Here is a 20647-nt window from a genome sequence, read left to right as displayed (position 1 = left end):
AACAAATAAGACGCTAACCGATCACGGCAGCGCCTAAAATAATAATTACAAATTTAATTAGACAGACATACTACGGTAATGAACGTCTAATTTCTTCTATACGTTTGTTCATGAATCAAATACAAATTTATATTTAAAACAAGTTCTGTATGTCTTATATACTTACATTAATTTCAAGATACGTTCTATTTCCCCCATACTAATTACGCACCCTTTTTAGAGTAATAGTATAAGTATATCCAAGATTTAGGCAATACTTGCAATTATCTTGATGTTTTTGCACCCAAATCATTTTTAGCACACCGACTGTCGATTAATCGTTTCGCTCGTTCTACCAATTTTGTTGAATAATCGTCTGCCCCTAATTCAAATCCAGGTAACATATTATCTCCATCTACAAAGGGCGTCAACATAATGATAGGCACATTTGATGTCTGACGGATTCGCTGACAAACAGACCAACCATCTGCTTCAGGTAACATGATATCCACAATAACTAGATGAACTTCGTTTTCTTCAAATAAGGATAATGCTCCTTTCCTATCTATTGCTTCTAATACTTCATATTCTGCATTTAGAAAAGAATCTTTGATAATTTCACGCAAAACATCTTTATATTTCACTATTAAAATTATTCCTCGCATGTACGTTCTCCTATATTGTAATAAGAATAATAACTTTTCCCCTTCTTCTAACCAATAAGAAATTTTATTTATAGATTTACTATTCACTGGCTGTAGTGGATGGTAATGAAAGAGCTTCATATAAAATCCATTATTTTTTAGGTTCTGTTGCAAAGTTGAACAAAATGTAGAGAAGATTATAGATTTGAGGTAGCATTTAAGCAACCGATACTAATTTTTGCAGTTCTTTGTACGCTGAAAAGACGGAGTCCGTTTGAAGACTTCGTCTCTGTTTATATAGGGCCTGAATCGTTTCAATCCCTTTTATGGTACGTGAAGCATGACGAATATTTTGGAATCCAGAAGATGTGGCAAAACGTCGTTTCACATGCCGGTGGTCTTGTTCAATCAGGTTATTGAGATACTTGGCGGTGCAATGTTTCGTACTCACATAAAAGCCGTTATTTTTTAGCTTTTTGATTAGTTAGGGTAACACCATAGATATCGATTGGAATCAAATCCTATACAAGAGATAACAAAGGGGTTAAACGTTCTATTGTTTTCGTTCGTAATTTTAAGTGCATAATATTTAAGCCAATTTAATATAATACAATTTCATTTATAGGTAATCTGATTATTAATTAAAAATGAAGTAAAAAATTTAAGTAGCCATTTATATATATCAATAAAAAGTGGCATATCAAGAATACCTAATACAAAAATGGATTTAAAGCAATAATTCCTAAGTGACATTTTTTTGTTATAGAATAAACAAATCCAGGTATTGCAGTAACTACTGTTTTGAGGTCAATTTACTGTACATTAAGTGTTTAATGTCTACTTTTACTTTGGATTTATATTGCAGCACCTCTTAATTAGAGGTGCTGTTTTTTGTTAATTAACAACCATTGTACTCATAAAAATTAATAATATGTTATTGTGATGCGGTAATAAAGCTAGGGAGCATAGAGAATGTTAATACAAAGATTAACAACATATTAAAAATCTTTTTCATATGTCTTGTCTCCTTTGCTATTTCTATTCCTTTTGAAATCTATTCATTTCTTCCTCTTTTGCGGAAAAATTAAACTAATGTTGCGACCATTAATATATTGCCAATTAGATAAAAACAGTTGGCAATATACCGCCAGTATTTTGAATATTCCATTCGTCTTTTGTGTTTTCTACTTTTATTTTTTGAACTGATGATGAAACCTCTACCTCAATTGGATCTTCTAAATAACATATATCCATTTGGTGCTTGAATTGTTTCCACTGTATACTTTCTGAAGCATAGTGGTTCAGAAGTAGACTTACCATTTTCATCTGTTGTTAATTTCTCAACTTCTTTACCATCTTTGTCTAAAATTTGGAACACAGCATTTTTTCAGTTTTACATTTGAATCAGTAGCATCCACTTTTTCAATCTCAATTTGTCCAAGTGATTGAAATGGAATTTGGCTGTTGGTTCTTGCGGTGGTACAGTATCTCCTGTGACTTTCGCTGTATTTTTAATCTCTTTTCCAGCTTGGCCCTCGCATGGAATACCACTGTATGCCACTCTGTATTTGTCACATCTCCAAATTTTCCGTTTGCTTTTCCTGCATCAAATTCACCCTTGTCTGTGTCGACTGCATCTTTCACTGTTTGGCCATCTACTTGTAATGTGCCTGGGACATATTCCAATCCTTCTGGCAATGTATCCGCAATGGGTAGATTTTTCACAAGACTAGCAAGAAACGAACTCCGCTCATTTCACTGTCGTTTAGAAAATTACAAGAAAAAGATCTATTTCTTTCCACTCAGATAAAGTGTCTTTCACCCTTTTCCTATCTACCTCAATATTTAGATGCTAATTACAAATAAATAATATATGATTTTCATAAAAAAAATATAGTAATATTTTGTCGTGAATTGTATTATTTTGATATTGATAGTAATATTTTGTCGTGAATTGTACTATTTTGATATTGATAGTAATATTTTGTCGTGAATTATACCTGACGGAAAATAATTTATGAATCTATAAAGGAACAATGTGAAAATTTATCATTTAATTTAATTAAAAGGAGAAGGTAATGAATAATTCCATCGATATAAAACACTTGTGTGATCTCGCACATAAAGCTTTTAATGTACCTGTTCACATTTTATCTACAGACAAAAAAATCTTATATCATTCTACTTCTGATGATGTTTGTAGTCCTTTTTATTCTTCTAAAGAAGAACATCTTAGTGAAATTTATCAAGAAAATGACCCCAATAACTTCCCACTTTTCAGATGTAACAGTTATCTTGAAAATTTCGTCCTAATTCATATAACAAATCATGATTATATAAAAGGGTCTATTATAATCGGTCCCACTATACATCCAAAGGGCTCAGATGATATAACCTTGAAACTTCGGAAAGAATTTAGCTCAAATAATAATATTCAAGAAAGACTAGCCTATTATCAGTGCCTACCTGAGATTAAACAAACTACTTTAATTGATATGGGAGTTTTATTACATTACATGATTTTCAATGAAAAATTAGATGTAGATATTGTTTTAGAAAAAAATAAAGTGCTAGAGGAAGTTCCCTATAAAATTGTGAAACCTGATCTATATATTTTAAAACGCCAACAAAATAAACCTAAAACTCACAACATGGCATTAGTACATAATTATTTTTCAGCAATCAAAGAAGGAGATAAAAAGAAGTTATTGCAATATATGTATGCAGTTTCGCAAGAAGATGTTGAATTAATTTTAACAGCGGATCCACTCAGAAACCAAAAAAATCATGGGATTATTGCGATTACTTTAGCTACTCGATATGCGATAGAAGGTAACCTCCCACCAGACATTGCTTTTGCTCTTAGTATTTTGTATATCCAAACCATGGAACAACTAGATAACGTGGACTCTGTAAGACGATTGTCAGGAGACGCTTTACGTACTTTTGCAGATCGGGTGAAAGAATACAATGCGCAAAAATTTTCAAATGCGATTACTACATGTATGAATCATATTAGTAAAAATGTTTACGATGGAATATCTCTCAATGAACTCGCTAATCATTTGGATATTACCCCTACTTATTTATCTAAATTATTTAAAAAAGAAGTGGGGATTCCTTTAAGTGAATATATTCAAAGGGAACGAGTGGAAGAAGCAAAAAAATTATTAACACTCACTACATATCCATTATCAGATATTTGTGCTTGGCTTAACTTTAACGACCAAAGTTATTTTACAAGGGTTTTCAAAAAATCAACTAACACGACTCCTAGACAGTATCGTGAAAAATATACCGTAATATAAGCTTGGTGTCTGTTTCTGGTACAAAAACTTTAATATACGTATAATTAATCTCTAAAACTTGGGCATACTGTTTCTATTACTCTAGAAATGGTACGTGATTGATCTGGAAAAGGAACATGTATTCAAATAGATACATTATCAGCCTGATATTATTTTGTTAACGGTACGACCTCAGTTGTCGTGATTTGGTGAAAATGATGGAGAAACGGGGTTTATCCATTTTTCATACAACTATTATACGTTGCATACATCAGTATGGTTCTGAATTGGACAAATGAATCTAATTTCACCTCAAACCAATCACTCTTGAAGAGTCCATAAAACATATATCAAAGTAAAAGCGCAATGGATATATTTATATCATCGTGTTAATTTGAAAGGAAACACAAACCATTTTTTTCTAAGCAAAACAAAAAAACAGAAGGCTGCAAAGCGCTTTTTCAAGAAAGCTTTGCGGCCCTTTCATGCTTCAAAACTTCTTGTTATAACGATCGATATGAATCCAGTGGTTCTGTTGCAAAGTTGAACAAAATGTAGAGAAGATTATAGATTTGAGGTAGAGTTTAAGCAACCGATACTAATCTTTGCAGTTCTTTGTACGCTGGAAAGACGGAGTCCGTTTGAAGACTTCGTCTCTGTTTATATAGGGCCTTGAATCGTTTCAATCCCTTTTGTGGTACGTGAAGCATGACGAATATTTTGGAATCCAGAAGATGTGGCAAAACGTCGTTTCACATGCCGGTGGTCTTGTTCAATCAGGTTATTGAGATACTTGGCGGTGCAATGTTTCGTACTCACATAAAAGTCGTTATTTTTTAGCTTTTTGAACGCACAAAGCAAGGCTGGAGCTTTGTCTGTAGTAAGAACCGTTGGTTCTCCAAAAGTTTTGACGAGCCGCTTCATAAACATATAAGCCGTTTGATGATTGCGTGTTCTACGAAGGTGAATATCTAAAGTATGTCCATCCCCATCAATGGCACGATAAAGATAACACCACTCCCCCTTAACTTTGATATAAGTCTCATCTAAGTGCCAGGCATGATTTGGAGATTTATTTTTCTTCTTCCAGATTTGATAAATCAGGTTTCCGTATACATGAACCCAGCGCATTATCATTGTTGGATGAACCGACATCCCACGTTCCCTCAAGAGTTCAGAGACATCGCGATAACTTAAAGAAAAACGACAATAGTAGCCAACGGCTACCAAAATAATATCTTGTTTGAATTGTTTCCCCTTAAAATACCCCATGTTTCATGCTCCTTATCTCATTTTCCCTATAGTTTAGCTCTACTCGAAAAACTTTGCAACAGAACCGAAATTAATTACTCCTTCTTAAACTACACGTTAGTTTAAGAGAAACCTTCACAATCTCATCTAAAATTTAACATAGATATTCAATTTTCTTAAAAGGTATTGCTCAACCAAATATCCCTTTAACCGAATAACATGACTGGTGTTTTTCAAACAACTTTATTATCTCTGTACAGTTTCGGAAATTCGTTATATGATCCTTATAGTTTTTGCACCAGAACCGAAAAAAACTGTAGCAAACATATAAAATACTTTTGCTACAGTCTCTATTAATATTTCAACTAGTTATTATATAATTTTATTTCTGAAGCTGAAGCAAATCCACTATGCCCTGATACCACTTCAAGCTTTACATACCTAGCATCTACTTTACTGAAACTTGCATTCTTTGTAAGGTTATTATCTGCCCAGGTTCCAGTAGCAACCTTTGTAAAGTTAATTCCATCCATACTTGTGTATATATTATAACTAGTTATGTTACCGTTAGAGTTACTATCTTGTCTTGGAACATAAGCTAATTGTGATATACTAGTAACTTCATTAAGCTTTATGGTAATGTATGGAGTCTTATCACTGCCATTCCATAACGTATGCCACATTGTTATAGAGTTTCCATCGATTGCATTTGCAGCAGCATTATTAGCTGAAATTTCCTGACTTGAGACACCTGCAACTGATAAGTTTTTGTGCGGTATTAATCCTACTACAGCAGTATTAGTAAATTTAAAGTTAACAGCATCACTTGCTGGATTTGAACCAACAGCAAACTTTCTAACTGTTAAAGTAACATTTCCTGTTAAATCTGGTAAGTTAGGAGAAGTTGGATTATATTTTGTCCAGTTCGAACCTTGATCCGTGCTAAATTCCATCGTACCATCTATACCAAAAACTAAGTTCTCATCATCATTTGAAGAAACATTTAATTTAGCAGCTTTTCCAATTGGAATTAGTAAAGGCTGCGTTGTTCCAATCACTCTTACTAAAATACCATTCGTTGAATTGATTGCTGAGATTTCTTCATTACTAAGAAGCATATCATTGCTTGTAGCAGCTCTATACGTTTTCCCCCCATCAATACTGTATTCCGTATCGGTTTTAATTCCCATTAATTTCCCTGCATTTACTCCATCAAAACTAAAAGTAGCAAGGTACAACCCTAAACTTGGCATTTGGGCTTTTATATTATTAGCTACTTGCTTCTCATTAACATTTGTTATTGTGGAGAATGCATTTAATATATTTAAAGTATATTGCTGAAGCTTAGCTCTATCACCTGTATTAAGAACATGGCTTCTAATTTGAGTAAGAAGATCCATCATAGGTCTTGGCTCATTAGCAAAAGCAGAAACTATACTGTTATTTAATTCTTGCCACTCAGCATCTGTTACATTTTGATTTTGTAACATGAGAGAAACGTAATCTTTCCATACTAAAACATTAATTGGTAGAATATTAGTAGCTGTTTTATAAATTGCACTTTTCTTATCTGATGAAGACATCGCTTTCGCTAACCAGCGTAATCGCTCTGATTGATCTAGTTTTACTGAATCACGTTCAGCATTTTCAAATAATAATATGTTCGGTACTTGATTTTTCAAACTATTATCTGACCAAGGAATAACAGTTACATCATGACGGCCCGATTCTCCCCATCCAGATATATCATTTCCTAAATTCCAAGAAGATGGTTTGTCATTCCATATGAGTGCACAATGTCCAGGCTGTGTAACAGGCATAGCTGCCACACCAAAGGCTTGACTTACTTGCACACCAAACTTTGAAATACCACCGCATACCGCACCATTTCTGTAAATTGAGGAAAGATTCCAACCTAAACCATAGAATGCATCATTTCCAGCTTGAACGCTAACTCCATCTTTGTTGTTTGTTACATACTGAATCAAATATGCACTTTTCCCTATCTTATCTTGACTTTTAAGCTCTGGATGTTCCGTATTTATCATATTTCTTGCCCAAGTTAAATCTTCTTCAGGTGACCAAGTATTCACTACTAATCTTAAATGCCAAACATCATATGTTCTAAAGCAAGGAAGTAACTCATTATTTTGATCTGCTGATTTATAATGTTGATACCTCGTTAATGGATTAATAGGTTTATTATTTGTCCAATATTTTATAGGTTCAGCATGAGCTAACGATGTAGCTATCGCTAATTTTAAATACAATCCTTCATGAGAATCTGCATCCGCATTCCATATCGTATTCCATATCTCAAGTGCATTTACTGGATTCTTTCCAGTTGGACTACCTCCTTCAAGAAACGTATTCATTACATCTGTATTTTTCATAACCCAATTAAGAAAATTTTGATGCGCAGCATCTTTTTTAGCGAATGTATTCATTGCTGCAGCACCTGTTTGTGAGATCAATTGCCACTGAGCCAAAGCTGCTGCAAATACTGGGTCTGCAAGCTTATTTTGTAAATCCAATTCAGTGATATTTCCAATATTTCCATTCAGATACGCTGTGAGATAACTCAAATGACCCTCAAAATTACCATTTGCAATTGCCTGGTTTGTCTTTTGATTCAATGTTTCCAAATTGAATGTTTCTAGATTGGATGACACCGTTTCAGCTGAAACTTTTGTATACGGAATCGTAGCAATACTCCCTAACATAATTGGCATAGTTAATAATAAAGATGAAATCTTTTTCAAAATAAGTCCCCCTTGTTTTGTTTTTGACCTTTGACTGCTGCATTATCATCCTTTATATAAAATAATTCCCCACACCTAAAGGCATGAGGAATTAAACAGCCAACATGAATAAAATTTGGTAGTTTCCTAACCTTTCGGCAACTGGCTGACATAGTGGAATGCACCTTAGTCCCTATAGCTTTGCGCCATTAGCTTTCACTAATTTTGCCTTTATCGAATTTCACTCTCGGATAGAATCGTAACAAAATTCAAAATATATTTATATATTTTGAAACTTATTAAATCCAATTTCATTTAATAATGTGGTAATCCTTAATTAAGGAAAAAATTCTTCAATAGTTTTTTACCACTAGTTATTATCGTTATGGTTCATCGTGTTACATCTAAAATGATAAATAAAACTTTCATGAAAAAAACGACTTGAATAGTGACAATTCGTTTTTCTTCCGTAGGATAGAAAAACGAAAGAGTAGAAATGGAAAGTGTACAAACACAAAAATAATAATGATTCTAAATTTTCAGAAAATATAATCGAAAGGGGTTTATGTCCACTCTCTCTATAATTAAGATTTTATCACTAGAAATAAAATTAAACAACAAAATTCGCATAAATTCGACAATTTTTCTTAAATTAACTTAATATTATCTCAGTCTTTATAACCAAGTAATATACTTTTTATCTTTTTCCGATATTCATCTCCCACCTAAAATTGATGTTTCACACCTTCATATTTTCGAGGAAGGAGTCTTCTGTCGAAAAAAAATAAAAAATAACCCGAGTAGTGATTTTTTATCTTTTCTACTACTCGGGTTACGTTACTATAAAAAAAGCTAATTATTGAACTTTTCTACGGTAGAATAGAATTCCACCTAAAACGAACAAAATCATACCTCCAATAATTGAAATCATATCCAATGATTTTCCACCTGTATTAGGAAGCCAGGATGATTTCTCCTGATTATCTTTAGTAGATAGTACTTTTGTATCATCCTTAGGGTTTACAGGGTCCTTAGGGTCCACAGGGTCCTTAGGGTCCACAGGGTCCTTAGGGTCCACAGGGTCCTTAGGGTCTACTGGGTCTTTAGGATCTACAGGGTCTACATCCTTGATTTTTGTATTCGTGATGTCATAACCTTTTACTTCAGATTTATATCCGTCTACCGGTTGTTCTTTCACTTCGTACTTATATGCCTTACCTTCGGCATCATATGCCGCTAAATCTTTAAATTCATATATCCAATCGCTTGCTTTTGTTACTTCTTGCGTTGCGATTACTTGGCCATTTTGTAGTAACTCTACTTTAATCATTTCTGGACGATTTGTTGTGTTATCGTCTTTCCATGTCTTCGTTCCTTCTACTGTTGTCTGCGCTACTTTTGTATTCGTAATGTCATAACCGTGAACTTCTGATTTATATCCATCCACCGGTTGTTCTTTTACTTCATACTTATACGCATTACCTTCGGCATCATATGCCGCTAAATCTTTAAATGCATATTTCCAATCGCTTGCTTTTGTTACTTCTCGTGTTGCGATTACTTTATCATTTTGTAGTAAGTCTACTTTAATCATTTCTGGACGATTTGTTGCGTTTCCGTCCTTCCACATTTTTGTTCCTTCTACTGTTGTCTGCGCTACTTTTGTATTCGTAATGTCATAACCGTGAACTTCTGATTTATATCCATCCACCGGTTGTTCTTTTACTTCATACTTATACGCATTACCTTCGGCATCATATGCCGCTAAATCTTTAAATGCATATCTCCAATCGCTTGCTTTTGTTACTTCTCGTGTTGCGATTACTTTATCATTTTGTAGTAAGTCTACTTTAATCATTTCTGGACGATTTGTTGCGTTTCCGTCCTTCCACATTTTTGTTCCTTCTACTGTTGTCTGCGCTACTTTTGTATTCGTAATGTCATAACCGTGAACTTCTGATTTATATCCATCCACCGGTTGTTCTTTTACTTCATACTTATACGCATTACCTTCGGCATCATATGCCGCTAAATCTTTAAATGCATATTTCCAATCGCTTGCTTTTGTTACTTCTCGTGTTGCGATTACTTTATCATTTTGTAGTAAGTCTACTTTAATCATTTCTGGACGATTTGTTGCGTTTCCGTCCTTCCACATTTTTGTTCCTTCTACTGTTGTCTGCGCTACTTTTGTATTCGTAATGTCATAACCGTGAACTTCTGCTTTATATCCATCCACCGGTTGTTCTTTTACTTCATACTTATACGCATTACCTTCGGCATCATATGCCGCTAAATCTTTAAATGCATATTTCCAATCGCTTGCTTCTGTTACTTCTTGCGTTGCGATCACTTGACCGTTTTGTAGTAGGTCTACTTTTATTGTTTTTGGACGTTCTTTCGCATTGCCATCTTTCCACGTCTTTGTTCCTTCTACTTCTGTTTGCGCTACTTTTGTATTTGTAATGTCATAACCTTTTACTTCTGCTTTATATCCATCCACCGGTTGTTCTTTTACTTCATACTTATACGCATTACCTTCGGCATCATATGCCGCTAAATCCTTAAATGTATATTTCCAACCTGTTGCTTCACTTACTTCTTTCGTGTCAATCACTTGATCGTTTTGTAGTAGGTCTACTTTTATTGTTTTTGGACGTTCTTTCGCATTGCCATCTTTCCACGCCTTTGTTCCTTCTACTTCTGTTTGCGCTACTTTTGTATTTGTAATGTCATAACCTTTTACTTCTGATTTATATCCATCCACCGGTTGTTCTTTTACTTCATACTTATACGCATTACCTTCGGCATCATATGCCGCTAAATCTTTAAATGCATATTTCCAATCGCTTGCTTCTGTTACTTCTTGCGTTGCGATCACTTGACCGTTTTGTAGTAGGTCTACTTTTATTGTTTTTGGACGTTCTTTCGCATTGCCATCTTTCCACGTCTTTGTTCCTTCTACTTCTGTTTGCGCTACTTTTGTATTTGTAATGTCATAACCTTTTACTTCTGATTTATATCCATCCACCGGTTGTTCTTTTACTTCATACTTATACGCATTACCTTCGGCATCATATGCCGCTAAATCCTTAAATGTATATTTCCAACCTGTTGCTTCACTTACTTCTTTCGTATCAATCACTTGATCGTTTTGTAGTAGGTCTACTTTTATTGTTTTTGGACGTTCTTTCGCATTGCCATCTTTCCACGTCTTTGTTCCTTCTACTTCTGTTTGCGCTACTTTTGTATTTGTAATGTCATAACCTTTTACTTCTGATTTATATCCATCCACCGGTTGTTCTTTTACTTTATACTTATACGCATTACCTTCGGCATCATATGCCGCTAAATCTTTAAATGCATATTTCCAATCGCTTGCTTTTGTTACTTCTCGTGTTGCGATTACTTTATCATTTTGTAGTAAGTCTACTTTAATCATTTCTGGACGATTTGTTGCGTTTCCGTCCTTCCACATTTTTGTTCCTTCTACTGTTGTCTGCGCTACTTTTGTATTCGTAATGTCATAACCGTGAACTTCTGATTTATATCCATCCACCGGTTGTTCTTTTACTTCATACTTATACGCATTACCTTCGGCATCATATGCCGCTAAATCTTTAAATGCATATTTCCAATCGCTTGCTTTTGTTACTTCTCGTGTTGCGATTACTTTATCATTTTGTAGTAAGTCTACTTTAATCATTTCTGGACGATTTGTTGCGTTTCCGTCCTTCCACATTTTTGTTCCTTCTACTGTTGTCTGCGCTACTTTTGTATTCGTAATGTCATAACCGTGAACTTCTGATTTATATCCATCCACCGGTTGTTCTTTTACTTCATACTTATACGCATTACCTTCGGCATCATATGCCGCTAAATCTTTAAATGCATATTTCCAATCGCTTGCTTCTGTTACTTCTTGCGTTGCGATCACTTGACCGTTTTGTAGTAGGTCTACTTTTATTGTTTTTGGACGTTCTTTCGCATTGCCATCTTTCCACGTCTTTGTTCCTTCTACTTCTGTTTGCGCTACTTTTGTATTTGTAATGTCATAACCTTTTACTTCTGATTTATATCCATCCACCGGTTGTTCTTTTACTTCATACTTATACGCATTACCTTCGGCATCATATGCCGCTAAATCTTTAAATGCATATTTCCAATCGCTTGCTTTTGTTACTTCTCGTGTTGCGATTACTTTATCATTTTGTAGTAAGTCTACTTTAATCATTTCTGGACGATTTGTTGCGTTTCCGTCCTTCCACATTTTTGTTCCTTCTACTGTTGTCTGCGCTACTTTTGTATTCGTAATGTCATAACCTTTTACTTCTGATTTATATCCATCCACCGGTTGTTCTTTTACTTCATACTTATACGCATTACCTTCGGCATCATATGCCGCTAAATCTTTAAATGCATATTTCCAATCGCTTGCTTCTGTTACTTCTTGCGTTGCGATCACTTGACCGTTTTGTAGTAGGTCTACTTTTATTGTTTTTGGACGTTCTTTCGCATTGCCATCTTTCCACGTCTTTGTTCCTTCTACTTCTGTTTGCGCTACTTTTGTATTTGTAATGTCATAACCTTTTACTTCTGATTTATATCCATCCACCGGTTGTTCTTTTACTTCATACTTATACGCATTACCTTCGGCATCATATGCCGCTAAATCCTTAAATGTATATTTCCAACCTGTTGCTTCACTTACTTCTTTCGTATCAATCACTTGATCGTTTTGTAGTAGGTCTACTTTTATTGTTTTTGGACGTTCTTTCGCATTGCCATCTTTCCACGTCTTTGTTCCTTCTACTTCTGTTTGCGCTACTTTTGTATTTGTAATGTCATAACCTTTTACTTCTGATTTATATCCATCCACCGGTTGTTCTTTTACTTTATACTTATACGCATTACCTTCGGCATCATATGCCGCTAAATCTTTAAATGCATATTTCCAATCGCTTGCTTTTGTTACTTCTCGTGTTGCGATTACTTTATCATTTTGTAGTAAGTCTACTTTAATCATTTCTGGACGATTTGTTGCGTTTCCGTCCTTCCACATTTTTGTTCCTTCTACTGTTGTCTGCGCTACTTTTGTATTCGTAATGTCATAACCTTTTACTTCTGATTTATATCCATCCACCGGTTGTTCTTTTACTTCATACTTATACGCATTACCTTCGGCATCATATGCCGCTAAATCTTTAAATGCATATTTCCAATCGCTTGCTTTTGTTACTTCTCGTGTTGCGATTACTTTATCATTTTGTAGTAAGTCTACTTGAATCATTTCTGGACGATTTGTTGCGTTTCCGTCCTTCCACATTTTTGTTCCTTCTACTGTTGTCTGCGCTACTTTTGTATTTGTAATGTCATAACCGTGAACTTCTGATTTATATCCATCTACTGCTTTTTCTTTTACTGTATACGTATAGGCATTACCGTCATTATCATACGCAGGTACATTTGCAAATGTATAATTCCAACCGTTTGCTGCTGTTACGTCTTGTGTTTGGATTGCGTTACCATTTTGCAGTAAGTCTACTTGAATCGTGCTCGGACGATCTGTTGCATTGTTATCATTCCAAGTCTTCGTTCCTGAAACGGATATCGTTTTCACTTTATTCGGAATCTTAAGCTTTATGCCTTTTTCATCATTTGCGTCAATTGTAAAAGACACTTTTACTTGAGGATCGAAATCCAAATAGTTTGGACCTGTAATCTCCTGCACATAATAATTACCTGGGTCTAGATTAGGGACCTCAACCATACCTTGTCCATCCGTTGTATACGTACCGCCAATTTTCTGACCTGACTCTGTATATAAGTTAAATGAAACATTCGGTATGAATTTTGTTTCATCTCCGGCAATGTGCTTCACGATTCTTAACGTTCCTTTAGGAGGTAAATCGCCTTGCGCATCACCGCCCTGTTCTATATTGTTAACTCTAGCGCTACCCGATGTTGATACAGGATTTTCATTCGTAATCTTGTAATCAACCGTATATTGATTATCAAAATATGGTTGACTCTTTCCACTTGCAGTTATAGTAGATGTATAGGTGAACGCAAAAGTAAGACCACTTGCCTTATCCTTATTAATCACAACTTTAAACGCGTTATCACCCATAAAAGTAACCGTTCCATAACCTTGGGCTTGAAATTCTTGAGGTGTCATTGGAGCCGCAAATCCTCCAATACGGAAACTATCTTGATTAAGCGTTTGTCCAGGTTGCAAAGTATCTGTCAAAACAATATCATTATCTACATTTTGTTTCGCTCCATTTATATTCAAATACCAATTTACTATATTGCCATTTTCCGGTTTAATGTTACCCCCTTTACTATGAAATACTCCAGGGCTAGGGCCACCACCACCAGTTTCACCAATAATCGTGACTGCTTGAGCCTCTAAATTTGTACCTAGATTCGTATAGATTGTTTTCTGTTCTCCCTGTGCTACATCCCGAGTCGCTTCAACTTGAAAATAAAAATTCCCTCTAACATTTAGAAGTTTCTCAGCTGTATCACTAAATGTACATACCACATTATTTGTAGTTATTTGACAAGTACCAAAATTTTGTCCTTGCTCATCGTTCAAGGGAATCTCTCCCGTGAATCCTTTTAATTCCGGAGGCAACGTTAATGTTAATGTGTCTCCATTTTTTATTTCAAATCCTGGTTTTTCACTAAAATTAACTCTTATTCTCGTCTGTTCACCGACACCTAGTTTCGTTTTGTCGATTGTAAAGCTATTAACAAGATTTGTTGTATTTAATTCTTGTGCATTTGCTACTATAGGCACCAAACTCTGACCTAACGTCAACATAAAAAGCATTAAACTTAAAAAAATCGAAACTACTCTTTTTATCATGTCATTCTCCTATTAATTATATTTAGGTGGCTCCTAATATGCATGTGCAGCATCATATGCCGCTAAATCTGTAAACTCATATTTCTAACCTGTTGCTTCACTTACTTCTCTCGTGTCAATTACTTGACCGTTTTGTAGTAGGTCTACTTTAATTGTTTTTGTATGTTCTGTTGCGTTTCGGTCCTTCCACGTTTTTGTTCCATCAATTTTTCCCCATAACTACATTCCCTATAGGATTCGAAGGTTTTTCTGGTACTTCGCGAGCTGATACTGTAGCTGTATTTATAATTTTAGTTCCAGGTTGTACACCCTCATTTACTTTAACTTTGAATGTAATAACCGCTTTACTTTCTTCATGCACAAACACAACACCAAAATTTGTTCTAGGCGACTTTACTAGCATTCCTGTTTCAACCGGTCTCTTCCAATCAATATCATCTACTACTTTTTTCCTGTCCAATGCAGTAGTACCCGGAACATAAATTACATATTTCGGAAGTTAATCTTTCGCCGTTTTCCCTGTCGATGCTATCATTATTTGCAATTTCTAACGTATAAGTTAGTTCTTCGCACAGTTGAATTTCACCATTTGGACTAACAGGTTTCTTAAATGTGAGAGGCGCCACTTCTTTGTCTGCTACTGCTTCTTTATTTAAATTAGAATAAGGTCTGATTAAAAGGTGCTCACAAAAATAGAAATGGGATGCAAGGAAGTCCAACGCTCTAGATTACAACATCAAACAAAGTACTATCAAAAATATTTACAATCCGAATTTTCCTCCTTTATGCTGAGATACATAAATATTAAGCCCTCCACCAATAAATTTATGGTAATATTTTTATTGTATTTAGTATTTTTATAGCACTATATGTAATATTTTTCGAGTTCCAGTACAATGAATCTATCAAACCTAATATTCTATATTAATACTATAAAAAAGACTTAACCATTGAGCTCCGATTGAATATCGAATCTCGATGGCTGCATTGTCTTTTTTACAGCTGTCTACTTGACGGGGTAAGACCAGTCTTTTAATAATGACATAATACCTACATGTGGGGTAGGTATCGTAAGAGGATACTTTATCAATTTCCGCAATACTGGTAGTGTTTTATATCCAAGTTTTAAAGATTAGTTACCATTGTCTTGATAAATAAACATAACGGGTTCCTTCGTATACAAGGAACCGGTTATTTCATGTCCAAACTGTGTATACACGTTCGATTTTTATTGTAAGAGATTAAATGGCTAATCTCCTTTTTTATTTTAAAATAAACGTTAGGTCATTCAGTTTCTATTCTTAAGTTAATCGATATGAGAGACATCCCCTATTTTACAGCTCCGCCTATATATGCAGAAATATCAACATTTAATGCTTGTGCTAAACGTATACCATACTCTCTATCCGCACGGAAGAAGTTGCAAATCGCAAGTAATTTCGTTTGCTCATTCACATCTTTTAAATCATTTGTTAAGTTTGCGATTAAATTATCTTGTTCTTCTTTAGAGAATGAACGGTAGCGCTCACCAGCTTGCTGGAAGTCGTTTGGTTTATCAATTTTTTCACGAGATACATAACCTTCAAGCTTCATAGTTGAATCGCGGTAAGCCGGATCTTCAACTGGGTTTTCAACATGACGACTTGGCTCGTAGTTCGTTGTTGATGGGTTTTGATTCATTTGCATCGCACCATCACGTTGCTGATTATGAACAGCGGCGTATGGGCAGTTTACAGGAATTTGTAAATAGTTTGCCCCAAGACGATAACGCTGTGTATCTGGATAAGAGAATAAACGACCTTGTAATAATTTATCTTCAGATGGTTCAATACCAGGTACAGTTGCACTCGGAGTAAACGCCACTTGTTCTACTTCCGCAAAGAAATTTTGTGGGTTACGATTTAACGTCATTGTTCCTACTTCAATTAATGGGAAGCGGTCTTCCGGCCATACTTTCGTCGGATCTAATGGATCGAATTCTAACGTATCCGTTTCATCTAATTGCATCACTTGTACGTGTAAATCCCATTTCGGATGGTTTCCTTTTTCAATTGCATCGAATAAGTCACGAGTTGCGTGGTTGAAATCTCTCCCCTGCACTTGTTCCACTTCTTTTGTACTTAAATTACGTACACCTTGCTGCGGTTTCCAGTGGTATTTAATATAAACAATTTTACCTTCTGCGTTAATCCATTTAAATGAATGCACACCGAAGCCTTCCATTTCACGATAATTTGCAGGTGTACCGTAATCAGAAAATACCCATGTCATCATATGTGTAGATTCTGGCGTTAACGTCATAAAGTCCCAGTAACGATCTGGTGTTTGGATATTTGTATCAGGTGCGGGTTTTAATGAGTGCACCATGTCCGGGAATTTGATTGCATCGCGAATGAAGAAAACAGGCAAATGGTTACCTACGATATCGTAGTTTCCTTCTTCTGTATAAAACTTAACAGCGAAACCACGTGGGTCACGAGCTGTTTCTGGAGAACCTTGACCATGAATAACCGTTGAGAAACGAACGAATACAGGTGTTTCAGTTCCTTCATTTTGTAAAAATGCTGCTTTCGTATATTGTTTCATGCTATTTTTCGTTACAAAAACACCATGAGCACCTGCGCCCCGTGCATGTACAACACGCTCCGGAATACGTTCACGATCAAAATGAGCAAGTTTTTCTACTAAATGATAATCTTCTAATAATACCGGTCCACGGCGACCAGCTGTACGAGAATTTTGGTTATCTCCTACTGGAGCCCCTTGGTTTGTTGTTAAGCGATTATTGGGATTCATTTCCCTTCCCCCTTTTATAATAAATATTTATTTAAAATGATTATAATTTAATTATCATTAAAAAACAAGTACTTACTGTGCGGTTTTTATAATAAATACTTATTTAAAATAACTATAATTTGATTATTATTTAAAAATAAGCACATACTGTACAGCTTTTATATAAATTTTTAGTTTTGGTAAACAAACTTCAAATAATCCGCAAAGACGTTAAATAGTAAGTAATTCAAGCACAGACTGTATCTCTTTTTTTAGGTTATAGTATTCATATATCTAAGCCATATTGGTTTCTTGTATCAGAACCTCCAAATACTCTTATTGTTCAAGATGATGAATCTACTTATTGTTTTATTTGTAGGATTTTCTTATTTTTTGTCGAATATATTCAATAGGAGGAGGAATATTATATGCTTTTCAAAGGATTCTTCATTAATCTATCTATTTTTGCTTTCCTAGTTAGCTCAGCTATATTTATTCGAGTGTTGATTTTGAATATTAATTCAAAATTAAACCAGCTATATGGAGGAGTATTTGCCGGTATCATTGCTGCTATTTTGATGGTCTTTAATTTTAAGCACATGGGATTATTTTATGATCTCCGAATGGCTCCTCTTATAATTTCTTACATTTATTTTGGTCGTACGGCTGGTTGGATTACAATAACATTTATTATAATTATGAGAATTTTCTATCTTGGTGGTGATTGGGGACCATCTTTGATTGTTTATTTAGGAATAGCTACTATATATACTATTTTTGAAACATATCTCAAGAAGCCTCATCCTTTTAAAAGAATCTTTCTCTATTTAGCAGTTTATATAGCTATGATCCATTGGGTATTCGGATTCTTTTTTCCTTTAATATCCCTTGCATTTTTTGACATTCAAGGTACATTATTTATATCTTCTGGACTATTGATTGGTATTTTTCTTATGGAATCCTATCAAAAATTATATTGTTTAACACAAAATTTAACTAAAGCGAATGAAACATTACTAGAATCCAAGCAAGTATTAAGGGATACTGTACATGAATTGCAAGGAGGTATTTTTAAATTTAAAAAAGAAAATGGGGATTTTATCCACACTTTATGTGATGGGCAGTTATTTTATCACCATGGGTTTCACTCCGAACAAGTGGTAGGAAAAAGTTTACTGACCATAGATTCTTCCATTGTTCCATTTCATTTACTTCCTCGACTACTAAAATATTATCAAGAGGCATGGGATGGTGAAGAAGTCAATTTCGAACTGCCATGGCCAACTGATGAGACTATTATCCTTTTCTCTCTTAGGCCTGTTATACGAGAAGGAACAGTTATTGAGGTAGTTGGTTCTACGGTTGATATAACGAAAAGAAAAAATGCGGAAGATGAACTAAAGGTGACGAAAGAACGTCTGGAATCATTTGTAAATCATAACGTAGATGCTATCACTATATTTGATTTAGATGGACATATGATACAAGCGAATAAAGCTTATGAGAAGATATTTGGTTGGTCAGAAAAAGAAAGCTTGGGAAAAAAATTACCTTGCGTACCTGATTTTTTAATGAATGAAACCTTAGATACTATCAAAAATATTAAAAATATTAATACAAAAGACCCTGTTATTAATAGAGTAGAAACAGTTAGACAACGAAAAGACAAAACGCTCATTGATGTAAGCTTGACAATTTCACCCATTCTAGATTTAAGGGGCAATGTAATTGCTTTATCAGGAATTTGTAGAGACGTTTCTGAAAGAAAACAAGCAGAAAGAGAACTACATCGATTACATCAACAATTAAGGGACAGTGAAATGAAATACCGTGCATTAATCGAACAAGCAACTGACGCAGTATATGTAGTAGAGCTGGATGAGGATCATGTTCCAACTCGATTTATTGAGGTAAATCCTGTTGGGTGTAAAAGATTTGGATATAGTAGAGAAAAGCTTCTCTCGATACCATTTCCCGATACTGTACCACAAGACTCTCCAATGATCATACGGTTGTTAAAAAAAATTAGAGAAGGACAGACTTTTTTCACTTTGCAAGATGAATTTGTTTTCCCGACAGGTCAAACAATTACAACTGAGTTTAGTGTACGTATTTTTAACTTGAATGGCAAAAGCGTTTTCCTAAGTATCTCTCGTGATATCACTGAACGGTTAAAAACAGAAGAATTATTACGAAAATCGGAGAAACTTGCTGTAGTAGGCCAATTAGCCACTGCAATTGCACATGAAATTAACAACCCTTTAACGGCAATGCAAGGATTTATGCATTTACTAAAGTCACCAGAAAATAAGAACAATGAACATTATATAGATGTGGTATTATCAGAGATTAAACGAATAGGTAGTATCACCAATGAATTTATGGCGTTAGCGAAGCCTCAGGCGTTAGAAATTAAAATAAATGACCTTAATATATTAATAAAACAAGTTGTAATGATACTTGAGCCTCAAGCAATGATGCATAATATACAAATTATAACTGAGGTTACATCTGATACTGCATTCATACTTTGTGAAGAAAATCAATTAAAACAAGTGTTTATAAATATCTTAAAAAATGCGATTGAAGCGACACCAATAGGGGGAGAGATCTTAATTCAAATCGAATATTCGCCTGACAAGCACCAGGTAGATATTCGATTTATCGATCATGGGTGTGGTATTTCAAAAGAACGTATACCCTATCTAGGAGAGCCGTTTTATAGTCTCAAAGAAAATGGTATCGGTTTAGGATTAATGATCTGTTATAAAATTATTGAAAAACACCAAGGTAAGATACTTATTGAAAGTGAGGTAGGTAAAGGAACGACAATCAATGTAAACCTTCCTATATCTACTCTCGAAAACTAATATTCTTTCTTCTTAGGTACCATCATATCACCGGGAATTTAAAAATAATAACATATCAAAAGCGAAAGAATTTCTCTTCGCTTTTGATATGTTAATGTAGCTTAATATAATGGCATTTTCGAACAATCCTCCTTTTCCTAAAGTAATTTTCTATCCTTTCCTAACATCCTTCATCTTCCTTCAAATTGTAAATTATCAACCTTGCTTTTTAACTAGAATTTGAAAG

10 protein-coding genes, 3 pseudogenes and 1 riboswitch are annotated in these 20647 nt (G+C 34.5%); of the genes and pseudogenes, 3 read left to right on the top strand and 10 right to left on the bottom strand.

Going from position 1 to position 20647, the window contains the following annotated elements:
• Positions 1-302: 302 nt before the first annotated feature.
• From ACE38F_RS26885 to ACE38F_RS26870, 4 genes and pseudogenes are all read right to left on the bottom strand, one after another.
• Positions 303-644: pseudogene (locus tag ACE38F_RS26885) on the bottom strand (response regulator); the annotation flags it as partial.
• A gap of 196 nt (positions 645-840) precedes the next feature.
• Positions 841-1101 (bottom strand): annotated as a pseudogene (locus ACE38F_RS26880) (DDE-type integrase/transposase/recombinase); the annotation flags it as partial.
• A 744-nt stretch (positions 1102-1845) separates the two neighbouring features.
• A complete protein-coding gene (locus ACE38F_RS26875; protein ID WP_375371338.1) occupies positions 1846-2001 on the bottom strand; it encodes an MSCRAMM family protein in 156 nt (51 codons plus the stop codon).
• Positions 2002-2051: 50 nt separating this feature from the next.
• A complete protein-coding gene (locus ACE38F_RS26870; RefSeq protein WP_375371339.1) occupies positions 2052-2348 on the bottom strand; it encodes a hypothetical protein in 297 nt (98 codons plus the stop codon).
• A gap of 353 nt (positions 2349-2701) precedes the next feature.
• On the opposite strand from ACE38F_RS26870, the gene ACE38F_RS26865 reads away from it, so the two are divergent.
• The gene (locus ACE38F_RS26865; protein ID WP_375371340.1) at positions 2702-3931 is read left to right on the top strand and encodes a helix-turn-helix domain-containing protein; all 1230 of its coding nucleotides are present in this window, start codon (positions 2702-2704) and stop codon (positions 3929-3931) included.
• 130 nt (positions 3932-4061) lie between these two features.
• A pseudogene (locus ACE38F_RS26860) lies at positions 4062-4436 on the top strand (DDE-type integrase/transposase/recombinase); the annotation flags it as partial.
• Positions 4437-4494: 58 nt separating this feature from the next.
• On the opposite strand, the gene ACE38F_RS26855 reads toward ACE38F_RS26860, so the two are convergent.
• From ACE38F_RS26855 to ACE38F_RS26830, 6 genes are all read right to left on the bottom strand, one after another.
• Positions 4495-5182, bottom strand: a protein-coding gene (locus tag ACE38F_RS26855; protein WP_375371341.1) for an IS6 family transposase whose coding sequence is annotated in 2 segments (ribosomal slippage) — positions 4495-4578 and positions 4580-5182 — 687 coding nt in all. Because the reading frame shifts where the segments join, the coding sequence is not laid out codon by codon here.
• A 344-nt stretch (positions 5183-5526) separates the two neighbouring features.
• On the bottom strand, positions 5527-7923 hold the full coding sequence (locus ACE38F_RS26850; RefSeq protein WP_375371342.1) for a discoidin domain-containing protein: 2397 nt from the start codon (positions 7921-7923) through the stop codon (positions 5527-5529).
• 133 nt (positions 7924-8056) lie between these two features.
• A riboswitch (cyclic di-GMP riboswitch) is annotated at positions 8057-8142 on the bottom strand.
• A 616-nt stretch (positions 8143-8758) separates the two neighbouring features.
• Positions 8759-14776: a Cna B-type domain-containing protein gene (locus ACE38F_RS26845; protein WP_462782503.1), complete on the bottom strand. Its 6018-nt coding sequence runs from the start codon at positions 14774-14776 to the stop codon at positions 8759-8761.
• Between the two features lie 84 nt (positions 14777-14860).
• Positions 14861-14929, bottom strand: coding sequence for a hypothetical protein (locus ACE38F_RS26840; protein WP_375371399.1), 69 nt, complete (start codon positions 14927-14929; stop codon positions 14861-14863).
• Between the two features lie 49 nt (positions 14930-14978).
• A complete protein-coding gene (locus ACE38F_RS26835; RefSeq protein WP_375371397.1) occupies positions 14979-15236 on the bottom strand; it encodes a hypothetical protein in 258 nt (85 codons plus the stop codon).
• An 869-nt stretch (positions 15237-16105) separates the two neighbouring features.
• On the bottom strand, positions 16106-17572 hold the full coding sequence (locus ACE38F_RS26830; RefSeq protein WP_375371396.1) for a catalase: 1467 nt from the start codon (positions 17570-17572) through the stop codon (positions 16106-16108).
• Between the two features lie 407 nt (positions 17573-17979).
• On the opposite strand from ACE38F_RS26830, the gene ACE38F_RS26825 reads away from it, so the two are divergent.
• Complete coding sequence (locus ACE38F_RS26825; protein ID WP_375371395.1) at positions 17980-20421, top strand: PAS domain S-box protein; 2442 nt, start codon at positions 17980-17982, stop codon at positions 20419-20421.
• Positions 20422-20647: the final 226 nt, after the last annotated feature.

Source organism: Bacillus altaicus (genome assembly GCF_042136375.2).
In the GTDB taxonomy this organism is placed as follows: domain Bacteria; phylum Bacillota; class Bacilli; order Bacillales; family Bacillaceae_G; genus Bacillus_A; species Bacillus_A cereus_U.
Note: the sequence above shows the minus strand (reverse complement) of the source record. Positions and strands in the feature narration are given on the sequence as shown.